12 protein-coding genes are annotated in these 11,680 nt (G+C 72.5%); 3 read left to right on the top strand and 9 right to left on the bottom strand.

The features are described from left to right. Window positions 1-13: 13 nt before the first annotated feature. Window positions 14-697, bottom strand: coding sequence for a response regulator (locus ACQEVS_RS18855; protein WP_433021876.1), 684 nt, complete (start codon window positions 695-697; stop codon window positions 14-16). A gap of 65 nt (window positions 698-762) precedes the next feature. After that, entirely contained in the window at window positions 763-1,968 is a 1,206-nt protein-coding gene (locus tag ACQEVS_RS18850) for a DUF7134 domain-containing protein (protein WP_433021874.1), read from the bottom strand. A 161-nt stretch (window positions 1,969-2,129) separates the two neighbouring features. On the opposite strand from ACQEVS_RS18850, the gene ACQEVS_RS18845 reads away from it, so the two are divergent. Together ACQEVS_RS18845 and ACQEVS_RS18840 are read left to right on the top strand one after the other, a co-directional pair. Next, complete coding sequence (locus ACQEVS_RS18845) at window positions 2,130-3,149, top strand: SAM-dependent methyltransferase (protein ID WP_433021872.1); 1,020 nt, start codon at window positions 2,130-2,132, stop codon at window positions 3,147-3,149. 12 nt (window positions 3,150-3,161) lie between these two features. Next, window positions 3,162-4,304 carry an NADH-quinone oxidoreductase subunit D gene (locus ACQEVS_RS18840; protein ID WP_433021870.1) on the top strand — a complete coding sequence of 381 codons (1,143 nt, stop codon included), beginning with the start codon at window positions 3,162-3,164 and terminating at the stop codon, window positions 4,302-4,304. 259 nt (window positions 4,305-4,563) lie between these two features. Here the strand turns inward: ACQEVS_RS18840 and ACQEVS_RS18835 are convergent, their stop codons facing one another. The 4 genes from ACQEVS_RS18835 to ACQEVS_RS18820 form a co-directional block, all read right to left on the bottom strand. After that, complete coding sequence (locus tag ACQEVS_RS18835) at window positions 4,564-5,763, bottom strand: hypothetical protein (protein WP_433021868.1); 1,200 nt, start codon at window positions 5,761-5,763, stop codon at window positions 4,564-4,566. Between the two features lie 97 nt (window positions 5,764-5,860). Beyond that, window positions 5,861-6,847 carry an ABC transporter substrate-binding protein gene (locus ACQEVS_RS18830; RefSeq protein ID WP_433021866.1) on the bottom strand — a complete coding sequence of 329 codons (987 nt, stop codon included), beginning with the start codon at window positions 6,845-6,847 and terminating at the stop codon, window positions 5,861-5,863. A 155-nt stretch (window positions 6,848-7,002) separates the two neighbouring features. Further along, a complete protein-coding gene (locus ACQEVS_RS18825) occupies window positions 7,003-7,740 on the bottom strand; it encodes an ABC transporter permease (RefSeq protein WP_433021864.1) in 738 nt (245 codons plus the stop codon). After that, window positions 7,740-8,495, bottom strand: coding sequence for an ABC transporter permease (locus ACQEVS_RS18820; protein ID WP_433021862.1), 756 nt, complete (start codon window positions 8,493-8,495; stop codon window positions 7,740-7,742). The genes ACQEVS_RS18825 and ACQEVS_RS18820 overlap by 1 nt, the downstream gene beginning before the upstream one ends. Window positions 8,496-8,634: 139 nt before the next feature. On the opposite strand from ACQEVS_RS18820, the gene ACQEVS_RS18815 reads away from it, so the two are divergent. After that, window positions 8,635-9,813: an ABC transporter ATP-binding protein gene (locus ACQEVS_RS18815; RefSeq protein ID WP_433021859.1), complete on the top strand. Its 1,179-nt coding sequence runs from the start codon at window positions 8,635-8,637 to the stop codon at window positions 9,811-9,813. A gap of 28 nt (window positions 9,814-9,841) precedes the next feature. Here the strand turns inward: ACQEVS_RS18815 and ACQEVS_RS18810 are convergent, their stop codons facing one another. From ACQEVS_RS18810 to folB, 3 genes are all read right to left on the bottom strand, one after another. Beyond that, on the bottom strand, window positions 9,842-10,330 hold the full coding sequence (locus ACQEVS_RS18810; protein WP_040888119.1) for a DUF3180 domain-containing protein: 489 nt from the start codon (window positions 10,328-10,330) through the stop codon (window positions 9,842-9,844). Between the two features lie 77 nt (window positions 10,331-10,407). Further along, window positions 10,408-11,001: a 2-amino-4-hydroxy-6-hydroxymethyldihydropteridine diphosphokinase gene (gene folK, locus ACQEVS_RS18805; RefSeq protein WP_433021857.1), complete on the bottom strand. Its 594-nt coding sequence runs from the start codon at window positions 10,999-11,001 to the stop codon at window positions 10,408-10,410. Further along, a complete protein-coding gene (gene folB / locus ACQEVS_RS18800; RefSeq protein WP_185942274.1) occupies window positions 10,998-11,357 on the bottom strand; it encodes a dihydroneopterin aldolase in 360 nt (119 codons plus the stop codon). Before folB ends, folK begins: the two co-directional genes overlap by 4 nt. Between the last annotated feature and the right edge of the window lie 323 nt (window positions 11,358-11,680).

Genomic DNA, 11,680 nt, shown 5'->3' with positions numbered 1-11,680 from the left:
CCCGGCGGGCGCCTCAGCCGGCGCCGCCCCCGGCCCGTACCAGGCCGCTCTCGTAGGCCATCACCACCACCTGCACCCGGTCCCGCAGTCCGAGCTTGGTCAGGATGCGTCCGACGTGCGTCTTGACCGTGGCCTCCGACAGCACCAGGCGCGCCGCGATCTCGCCGTTCGACAGGCCCTGGGCGACGAGCAGCATCACCTCGCGCTCACGGCCCGTCAGACGGTCGATCTCGGCGTTGACGGGTTCGCGGGCGGTCCCCGGGAGCATGGGGGTGAAACGGTCCAGCAGGCGGCGGGTGGTGCTGGGGGCCACCACCGCGTCGCCGCTGTACACCGCGCGGATCGCGCCCAGCAGTTCGGCGGGCGGCACGTCCTTCAGCATGAAGCCGCTGGCCCCGACCTTGAGCGCCGAGAACGCGTACTCGTCGAGGTCGAAGGTGGTGAGGATCAGCACCTTGGGCGCCCGCTCGCGGTCCTCGGGGGCGCAGATGCGGCGGGTGGCCTCGACCCCGTCCATCCTCGGCATCCGGACGTCCATCAGCACCACGTCCACCTCGGTGCCCGCCAGCACCTCCAGGGCCTCCACGCCGTCGCCCGCCTCGGCGACGACCTCCATGTCGGGCTGCGCGGCCAGCACCATGCGGAAGCCGGTGCGCAGCAGCACCTGGTCGTCGACGAGCATCACGCGGATCGCCATGCGGAGGTTCCCTTTCCCAACTGGACTGTCCCACTGAACTTTCGCAAATGAACGGGTGAGCGCGGTCAGCGGCCCGGTTTGGCGGGCAGGAGCACGCTGATCCGGAATCCTCCGCCGGGGCGCGGCCCCGCGTCCAGCGTGCCCCCGACCATGCCGACGCGCTCCCGCATCCCGATCAGCCCGTGGCCCATGCCGTCGGCGCCGCCCGACTCGTACAGCTCGTGCTGCGCGCCCCGCCCGTCGTCCTCGACGAGCAGCCCGAGCCCGTCGTCGAAGTAGGTGAGCCGGACGCTGGCACCGGCGTCGGGGCCGCCGTGCTTGCGGGTGTTGGTCAGCGCCTCCTGCACGATGCGGTAGGCGGTCAGCTCCACGCCGCTCGGCAGCGGCCGGGCGCTGCCCTCGACCCGGTAGTCGACCGGCAGGCCGGCGCCGCGCACCTGCTCGACGAGCTCCTCGATCTGCTCGACGTCCGGCTGCGGCACGTACTCGCCGGCCGGCGCGGAGCCGTCCTCGGTGCGCAGCACGCCCAGCAGCCGGCGCATCTCGGCGAGCGCCTGCCGGCCGGTGCCCGAAATGGTCTCCAGCGCCTGTTTGGCCTGCTCGGGCGAGGAGTCGAGGACGTAGGCGGCGCCGTCCGCCTGCACCACCATGACGGAGACGTTGTGCGCGACGACGTCGTGCAGCTCGCGGGCGATCCGGGCGCGTTCGGCGGTGACCGCCATCTTCGCCTGCTGCTCGCGCTCCTTCTCCAGCCGCGCGGCACGCTCCTCCAACTGGTCCCAGTAGGCGCGGCGGGTCCGCATCCGGTCGCCCAGCACCCAGGAGAGGAGGAAGGGGAAGGCGGCGAAGGCGAGGCCGAGGAGGGCGTGGGTGACGGAGTCGCTCGACCTGTCGGGCCAGCGCCAGGAGTACAGGACGGGCGCCAGCACGCCGCCCGCCAGCGCCACCCGGGAGGCCCAGCGGCGGGGGCCGGACGCCACCGTGTAGACGATCACCAGCATGGGGACGTCGTAGATGTTGACCCCGACGTCGAAAGCGAGCTGGGCCAGCCCGACGACGATCGCCAGGAACAGCATCTTCTCCGGCATCCGGCGCCGCAGCGCCAGCACCGTGCACATGAGCAGCGAGACGCCGACCGCGCCGGCCCGCTGCGCCGGACTCTCCGTCGTGTTCTCGGTCAGCGTCAGGGCGCACAGCCCCAGCAGCAACACGGCCCAGAAGCTGTCCACACCTGTGGGGTGTCTGCGGAGGAATTCGTAGAGGCGGTGCACGTCACCCAGCGTAGGCACCCCGCCCCTGTGCCGGGGTCCCTCCGGCGATCGATCCCGGTCCGCTCCGCCTACTCCCCAAGGTGGAGGGAGGTCGGGGGACGCCGGGGGACGCTGGGAGGGCCGAGGCGATGCGAACGGCCGGGGACGCATAGCGTGGGGACATGACATCCGGGACGCGTACTTGGCGGGCGGCGGCCGAAACCGCCCTCTACGGCCCTCACGGTTTCTACCGACGCCCCGAGGGTCCCGCCGGTCACTTCCGTACCGCCGTGCATGCCTCCCCGCTCTACGCGGGCGCCATCGCCGAGCTGCTGCGGAGGGTCGACAGCGCCCTGGGATCACCGGAGGAACTGGCCTTCGTCGACATGGGCGCCGGGCGCGGCGAACTGATCACCGAGGTGCTCGCGCAGTGCCCGCCCGCGCTGGCCGGCCGGCTCCGCCCGTACGCCGTGGAGCGCGCCGGCCGCCCCGACGGCCTGGACGGACGCGTCGTCTGGCGGGACGCACCACCCGAAGGGGTGACCGGACTCCTCTTCGCCAACGAGTGGCTGGACAACGTCCCGGTGGACGTCGCCGAGACGGACGGCGGCGGCACCCCGCGCCTGGTGCTCGTCCAGGAGGACGGCGAGGAACTGCCGGGCGACCCGGTGTCGGGCGCGGACGCGGACTGGCTGGCCCGTTGGTGGCCGCTGGAGGACGCGCCGCCGGGCAGCCGCGCGGAGATCGGCCGGACGCGGGACGAGGCGTGGTCCCGGGCCGTCGGCACCCTGCGGTCCGGCCTGGCCGTCGCCGCCGACTACGCGCACGAGCGCGCCACCCGCCCGCCCTTCGGCACCCTCACCGGCTTCCGGGAGGGCCGGGAGGTCCGCCCGGTGCCCGACGGGAGCTGCGACATCACCGCCCACGTCGCCCTCGACGCCTGCGCCGGGCCCGGCGCCACACTCCTCAGCCAGCGCGCCGCGCTCCGGGCCCTCGGCGTGGACGGCCGCCGCCCGCCGCTCGCCCTCGCCTCCTCCGACCCGGCCGCCTACGTCCGGGCCCTGGGCGCGGCGAGCGAGGCCGGCGAACTGACCTCACCCGGCGGCATGGGCGGCTTCCGCTGGCTCCTCCAGCCCGTCGGCCCCGAGTGCGCGGACCTCCTCACGGAGGACACGAGCGCGCGACCGCCCTGGCCCGGCTGAGAAACTGTTCCCATGACGGAGACGACAGTCGGCATCGGCGGCGCGGCGGAGAGCACCGACATGGTGCTCAACATCGGCCCGCAGCACCCCTCCACCCATGGAGTGCTGCGGCTGCGCCTCGTCCTCGACGGGGAACGCATCCGCACCGCCGAGCCGGTCATCGGCTATATGCACCGCGGCGCGGAGAAGCTCTTCGAGGCCCGCGACTACCGGCAGATCGTCATGCTCGCCAACCGCCACGACTGGCTGTCCGCGTTCTCCAACGAGCTCGGCGTCGTGATGGCCGTCGAGCGCATGCTGGGCATGGAGGTGCCCGAGCGCGCGGTGTGGCTCCGCACCCTGCTCGCCGAGCTGAACCGGATCCTCAACCACCTGATGTTCCTCGGCTCCTACCCGCTGGAGCTCGGCGGCATCACGCCCGTCTTCCACGCCTTCCGCGAGCGCGAGGTGCTCCAGGCGGTGCTGGAGGAGGTCTCCGGCGGCCGGATGCACTACATGTTCAACCGCGTCGGCGGCCTCAAGGAGGACCTGCCCGCCGGCTGGACCGGCCGCGCCCGGCAGGCCATCGCCGAGGTCCGCTCCCGCATGGACGTCCACGACCGCCTGGTGCTCGGCAACGAGATCTTCCGCGGCCGGACGCGCGGCGTCGGCGTCCTGTCCCGCGAGACCGTGCACGCGTACGGCGTGAGCGGCCCCATCGCCCGGGCCTCCGGCGTCGACTTCGACCTCCGGCGCGACGAGCCGTACCTGGCCTACGGCGAGCTGGCCGACGTCCTCAAGGTCGTCACCCGCGAGGAGGGCGACTGCCTCGCGCGCTTCGAGTGCCTGCTCGACCAGACGCACAACTCCCTGGCCCTGGCGGACGCCTGCCTCGACCGCCTGGCCGACCTCCCGCCCGGCCCGGTCAACCAGCGCCTTCCCAAGGTCCTCAAGGCTCCGGAGGGCGCCACTTACGCGTGGACCGAGAACCCGCTGGGGCTCAACGGGTACTACCTGGTCTCCAAGGGAGAGAAGACGCCGTATCGCTTGAAGCTGCGGTCGGCTTCGTACAACAACATTCAGGCGCTGGTGGAGTTGCTGCCCGGGACGCTGGTGGCGGACATGGTGGCGATTCTGGGGTCGCTGTTCTTTGTGGTGGGGGACATCGACAAGTAGCGGGGTCTGTTGGGGACGGCCTGTTGGGTGTGCCCCGGTCCCGCCCCTTCGCCGTTTCCTGGGGCTGCGCCCCAGACCCCGCTTGTCGCGGCTTCGCCGCTCGTCCTCAAACGCCGGACAGGCTTATATAGCCCGTCCGGCGTTTGAGGACAGCGCGCGCAGCGCGCTTCGGGGTGCGGGGGCGGAGCCCCCGCAAGAAACGGTGAATGGGGGTGCCCCCTCTGGGGGAGGGACCGGGGCACAGCCCGCCGCAGGCGCGTCAGATCGCGTCGCGCAGCTCCACCACATCGATCTGCTCGGTCTCGTCATGAGCCGTCAGATCGATGACCCGCTCCGCGGCCAACGCCTCCTCGCCCACGACATCGGCGAGATCCTGCTCCTCGACAGCCGACTTCGCCGCGGCAGCGGCCTGCTTGGCCTGGTGCTGCGTCCCGAAGAAGTCGAACCCGCCCGTGGCACGCCGCACCGGAGGCGCGGGCCGCCGCACGGGCATGGCGGGCCGGGCGTCGCGGACGGCCAGGGCCGCGCCGCTCTCGGCGGCAACGGGCGCGGCGGGCGGCGCGGCGGGCACGGCACGCTCGGCAGACGCGACAGGCTCGGCAGACGCGGCAGGCGCCGAGCCGGCCGGCGCCGGAACAGCGGGCGCAGGAGCGGCAGGGGCCGGAGCGGCAGGGGCCGGAGCGGCAGGGGTCTGAGCGGCAGGGGTCTGAGCGGCCGGCACCGGAACAGCCGGCACGCTCACAGCCGCAGCCGAAGCGGAGGCGGAGGCGGAGGCAGAAGCCGAAGCCCGCTCCTCCGCCTCCCGCTGCACAGCCCCGTTCCGCGCCAGATCCCGCAGCGCGTCCGCCGCCCGGCGGTACTCGCGCTCGCCGACCCGCCCGTCCGAGCGGGCCCGCACCAGGGAGCGGGCCTGCATGGCGGTCTCCAGCGCCCGCGCGGCCTTGGGCACGCCGGCCTTCTCGGCGTCGTCCCCTGCGGCGTCGTCCCCGGCGACCTCGGCCGTGGAGCGCTCCGTCTCCAGCAGCCGCCGGCCTTCGAGGGCGCTGGCCCGCTCGGTCTCGGCGGTGGCGTAGCGGCGCAGCAGGTCGGCGTGCTCGGTCCGGAGCCCGGCCAGTTCGGCGCGCTTGCCGCGGAGCTTGGTCTCCAGGCGGGCGCGGGCCTGGCGGGTCTCCTCCAGGTCCGTCTCGAGCTCGGCGAGGCGCTCGTCCGTCTTCCACTCCTCGCGGGCGCGGGCCGCGGTGAGCTGGGCGACCTGCTTGCCCGCCGACCGGTCCCAACGGCGCATCAGCACCGAGCCGACCACGGCCGCCACGGCGGCACCCGCGGCGAGGCCGCGTATGACGACCGTTTCGCCCACTGTCCAGGCTCCGGCCGCGCAGGCGACCGAGGTCGCGGCGACCAGCGAAGAGGGAAGAAGCCGGTGCAGGGATGTGGAATGGCGGTGGCGTCCTCGTGGCATGGCCAGAAACTTACCGTGCGTTGCGGCGAAAGTGTGACTCCGGCACCAAACCGTTCCCTTCATCTTACTTGTCCCCTACGCGTCTCCCGGTGGGCTCCTACTTCCGCAGCAGCCCCTTGTCCTTGAGGTACTGCGCGGCCACATCCGCCGGCTTGAGCCGCTCGGCGTCCACCTTCTTGTTGAGTTCGGTGAGGTCCTCCGTGGTCAGCACCTTGTTGAGTTTGCCGAGCGCTTCCACGACCTGCGGTGAACCGGCCTTCCGCGCATTCACCACCGGAAGCACGTTGTCGGAGTTCTGCAGTTTCTTGTCGTCCTTGAGCACGACAAGACCGAACTGTTCCAACGTGGCGTCCGTGGTCGTCGTGAGGACCATCTGGTCCTTGCCGTTCCTGACCGCCTGCTTGGCCTGGGTACTGCCGACCTCCAAGGGGTCTATGCCCGCGACGCGGATGCCGTAGGTCTTCTCCAGGCCCGGCTTGCAGAACGGCCGCTCGGTGCACTCGTCCCCTGCCGCGAGCTTGACCGACTCCTTCGACGCGCCGAGGTCCGAAAGCGTCTTGAGCTGGTGTTTCCCCGCGAACTCGGCCGACACGGCGAACGCGTTCTGGTCCACGGCGCGGCCGGCGTCCAGCACCTTGAGTCCCCGCGGTTCGGCGAGTTTCCGCAGCGCCTTCAGCGTGGTGTCCGAGTCCGCGGAGGCGACCTGCGGGGCGTCCTTCCCGTTCTGCTTCTTGTTCAGGAATTCCGCGAGCGTCGCCGCGTACTCCGGGACGACATCGATCTGTCCCTTCTCCAGCGCCGGTTCATACAGCTCACGCGTGTCCACCGTCTTGACCGAGGGGGAATATCCGGCGTCCTTCAACAGGCCCGCGTATATTTCCGCGAGCACCTTCGACTCGGTGAGCGAAGCGGATCCGATCACGAGCGATCCCCGGCCCGACGCACTGGATCCCCCGTCACCGCCCCCGGACTTCTCCAGGCTGTCCCCGCCGCACGCGGCCAGGCCCGCCGTCAGGGCGGCGACTCCCGCCGCCGCCAGCGCGGCGCGGGCGGTCCGCGCACGGCGCGGGGTGGTGCTGATCATGCGGCACTCCATCCATGTCGGCGGACGCCCGGCGCGGCCGTCACCCGGCGCACCCGGACGTCCCGTGTATGACGATGCAAATGTGACGTTGCGTACGTGACGTTGCGTCAGCTGACAGGCCGTCAGGCAGGCGGCACCGCCGAGCCACTTCCGGCTCAGGTGGCGCTCCCGGCGGTCGGAACGGTGTCGGCGGCGGGCGCGTCGGATATCCGGTCCGCCCCGGCGGCCCCACGCCGCCGCCGGCGCCCCAGGCGGCGTTCCAGCAACACGAACGCCCCTTCCACCAGCAGCGCGAGAGCGGCCACCAGCACGGCGCCGGCCACCACCTGGGGGGTGTCGGTGAGACGGAAGCCCGCCGTGATGATCCGCCCCAGACCGCCGCCGCCGACGATCGCGGCGATGGAGACCGTCGCCACCACCTGCACGGCCGCCGACCGCACTCCGGTCATCACCAGCGGCATCGCCAGCGGGAGTTCGACCCGGCCGATGATCTGCCGGCCCGACATCCCCATCCCCCGCGCGGCCTCCACCACGTCGCGGTCCACCTCGCGCATGCCCACATACGCGTTGGTCAGCAGCGGGGGTATCGCGAAGAGGACGAGGGCGATGACGGTGGGCCACGAGTCGTACGTACCCAGCGGGCCCAGGGTCAGCAGGACCAGTACCGCGAAAGTGGGCACGGCCCGGCCCGCGTTGGAGAGGTTGACGGCCAGGGCGCCGCCCCGGCCCGTGTGCCCCAGCACGATGGCGAGGGGCAGGGCGATGGCGCAGGAGATGGCCAGGCACACCACGGTGAGCTGGAGGTGCTCGGCGAGCCGGTGCCAGACCCCGTCCGGGCCTGACCAGTGCGATCCGGTGGCGAGCCACGTCCACGTCCTGGAGACGACGTCCATCAGGCCACCGCCTTCTTCCGCTCACCGCGCGCCACTCGCGCTCCCCCGGCTCCCCCTGTTGCGCCCGCTCCCCGCCGCGCCCGGGGCTTCCTCGTCCAGGGGGTCAGCAGCCGCTGGAGCCCCAGCAGCAGCAGGTCCGCCACGACGGCCAGCAGCACGCAGAGCACCGAGGCGGTCAGGACCTGGGCCTTGAAGACGCTGTGCAGCCCCTCGTAGATCAGATTGCCCAGCCCGCCGTAGCCGGTGAGCGCGCCGACGGTGGTCAGCGAGACCGTGGACACGGTGGCGATCCGGACCCCCGCCATCACCGCCGGCAGGGCGAGGGGCAGCTCCACCCCGAACAGCAGCCGTATCGGCCCGTACCCCATGCCGCGCGCCGCCTCGCGGGCCTCCTCCGGCACGGCGGCCAGCCCGGCGAGGATGTTCCGCACCAGGATCGTCAGCGAGTAGAGCACCAGACCGGTGATCACCACGGCCGCCGAGAGCCCGAAGACCGGCACCAGCAGCGAGAACATCGCCAGCGACGGCACCGTGTAGAGCACGGTCGTCAGCCCGAGCACCGGGCCCGCCACACCGCGCCAGCGGCGGGCCGCCAGCGCCAGCGGGAACGCGACGAGCAGCCCGATGCCGACGGACGCCAGCGTGATGCCGATGTGCTGCAGGGTCGCGTCCACGAGCTCGTGGCTCCGCGTCCGCACGTACTCGCCGCAGATCCAGTCGTTGTCGATCAGGCAATTGCCGCCCTGCCCCGCCATGCGCGCTCACCTCCCCCTTGGCCTTCACCGACGGTTACTGGCGACCCTAACGCCCACCACTGACAATCGCCTGTGGGCCGTCGCACAGCCAGGGCTCCGGCACGTCATGACAGGGGAAGATGTGGCAACAATGGGGGGCGTGATCCGATTCGAGCACGTCACCAAGCGCTACGCCGATGGCACGACCGCCGTGGACGACCTGTCCTTCGAAGTGGCGGAGGGCGAGCTGGTCACGCTCGTCGGGCCGTCCGGCTGCGGCAAGACCACCACGATGAAGATGGTCAACCGGCTGATCGAGCCGACCGAGGGCCGGATCCTGCTGGACGGCGAGGACATCGCGGAGACCGACCCGGTCGCCCTGCGCCGGCGCATCGGTTATGTCATCCAGCAGGTCGGGCTGTTCCCGCACAAGACGGTGCTCGACAACACCGCGACCGTGCCGTACCTGCTCGGCTGGCAGCGGAAGAAGGCGCGCGACCGCGCCGCCGAGCTGCTGGAGCTCGTCGGCCTCGACCCCGCCGTGCACGGCGGCCGCTACCCCGACCAGCTCTCCGGCGGCCAGCGGCAGCGCGTCGGCGTCGCCCGCGCCCTCGCCGCCGACCCGCCCGTCCTCCTGATGGACGAGCCGTTCGGCGCCGTCGACCCGGTCGTCCGCGAACGGCTGCAGAACGAATTCCTGCGACTTCAGTCACAGGTGCGCAAGACCGTGCTCTTCGTCACCCATGACATCGAGGAGGCCGTCCGGCTGGGGGACCGCATCGCGGTCTACGGCCACGGCCGCGTCGAGCAGCTCGACGCGCCCTCGGTGGTGCTCGGCGCCCCCGCCACGCCCTACGTCGCCGACTTCGTCGGTGCCGACCGCGGCCTGAAGCGGCTCTCCGTCACCCCGATGGAACGCGGCGACCTGGAGCAGCCTCCCGTCGTCCACCTGGACGACCCGGTGGAGGCCGCCCTCGGCGTTCTCGCCGGCCAGAACGCCGACTGGGCCGTCGTCCTCGACGACGGGGAGAAGCTGCACGGCTGGGTGGCCGCGGACGCGATCGTCCGCGCGAACGGCGGCACCGTGCGGGACCACGCCCGGCGCATGGAAGCCTGGCTGCCCCTGGGGGCGTCGTTGAAGCAGGCGTTCAGCACGATGCTCCAGCACGACGCCGGATGGATCGCGGTGCTCGACGGCGACCGCGGGGACCACTTCCTCGGCGTCCTCACCCCGACGAGCCTGCACGGGGCCCTGCGCCGCTCGGTCGGGGACGACGCGCGGCGGACCGACCGGACGGAGCCGTCCGGTGGGGGCCTGCGGACGCCCTCACCGAGCTGAGCGCGCGGGGCGGCGCGCCCCGAGGAGCCTAGGCGGGCTTCCCCTCGCCCGGCCCCTCGTCGTCGTCCTCCGGCAGCTTGCAGACCCGCTCCATGAAGAACGCCGCGGCCACCACACAGGCCCCGGCCAGCACCGAGGCCCCGGCGTAGATCGTCTGCTCCCGCCGGGCGTCCGTCTCCATGCCGTCCAGCAGCAGGAAGACCCCCACCCCGCCGTACGCGCCGGACACCAGCGCCGCCACCAGGGCGCTGGCCTGGCCGAACACCACGGCCCTGGCCGCCAGCAGCGGGTCGACGCCCTTGGCGCCGGGCCGCCGCTCGCGCTGGGCTCGCAGCCGGGCGCGGAGCGAGACGGCCGTCGCGAAGAGGACGACGGCGATCACGGCCAGCACGATCGGCGCCGCGACCGGCACGCTCGGCAGCGTGCCGAAGGCGTCCCAGAGCCGGGCACCCGCCCAGGACAGCACTCCGGCCGCGGCGAACAGGCCGAGCAGCACCCCGATCCGAAGTTGCTTCACCGAGCCGTCAGCCCCTTGTCGTCGTCATACATCACCAGCCGTACACATGGGCGCCCGTGCCGCCACTCGCCCAACGGCTACTCGGGCAGCCGGAGTTCCAGGTCGACCCGCGGCCGTACGCCCTCGCGGGCCAGCCCGGCCAGCAGGTCGGCGACCGGCCCGCGTCCCGGAACAACAGCATCCGGATCCACGTCGTACCACGGAACGAGCACGAAGGCACGCTCGTGGGCGCGCGGGTGCGGAAGCGTCAGCAGCGGATCGTCGGAGATCACGTCCTGGTAGGTGACGATGTCCACGTCGATGGTCCGCGGCCCCCAGCGCTCGTCGCGGACGCGCTCGAACGCCTCCTCGATGGCGTGCCCGCGCTCCAGCAGCGAGGCCGGCGGGAGCGTGGTCTTCACCAGCACCACCGCGTTGAAGTAGGCCGGCTGGGAGCCGGGCTCGACGCCCCAGGGCTCGGTCTCGTAGACCGGGGAGACAGCCTTCACCCGCAGGCCGGGTGTGTCCTCCAGGGCGTCGACGGCGCCCTGCAGCGTCTCCAGGCGGTTGCCCAGGTTGCTGCCGAGCGACAGGACGGCCCACTGCGGATTGCTCAGGGTCACATCGGCGGCGTCCACCTGCTCCACCACGGAGGCGGGCACCGGCTGCACGGTCGGGTCGCTGCTGCTCATACTCGGCTCCGGGTGATCGTTACGGTCACGTCGTCGAAGGGCACGGTGATCGGGGCGTCCGGCTTGTGCACGACCACCTCGACCTCCCGTACCGGGTCGTGCTTCAGGCACTGCTCGGCGATCCGCTCGGCGAGGGTCTCGATCAGGTCGACCGGCTCGCCCTGCACGATGCCGACGACCTCCTCGGCCACGATGCCGTAGTGGACGGTCTTCGTGAGGTCGTCGCCGGCCGCGGCGGGCCGGGTGTCCAGGCTCAGCACGAGATCGACGACGAAGGTCTGGCCTTCCTCGCGTTCTCGGGGGAAGACCCCATGGTGCCCGCGAGCCTTCAAGCCGCGCAGCGCGACACGGTCCACACGAATCACTCCTGCTGGTCGTCGGTGACGGGTACCGCCCGTGCCCTCGCGGCCACGGGGGAGGGACGTCCGGCGGCGGCCGGGGCGTCACCCGTCCCCGGCCTTCGACCGGGATACCCAACGTCGAATCTACCTGCGAGCACCGACAGCGCCCGGGCGCGGGTGCCCCGGCCCGGGAACGGCCGTGACGCTGGTCACCGGCGTCCGCCGCGTTCCCCGGCCGGCGTATGAGCACCCATACCCGCCGGGGAAGCAGCTCGAACGAGTGGTCACGGATCCATCACACTGACGCGCGAGGAAGACGGGCCCGGCCCGTCCCCACC

This window comes from Streptomyces sp. CA-181903, assembly GCF_050937075.1.
Classification (GTDB): Bacteria; Actinomycetota; Actinomycetes; order Streptomycetales; family Streptomycetaceae; genus Streptomyces.
The sequence above is the reverse complement of the archived record's forward strand: the minus strand, read 5'-3'. Positions and strand labels throughout refer to the sequence as shown.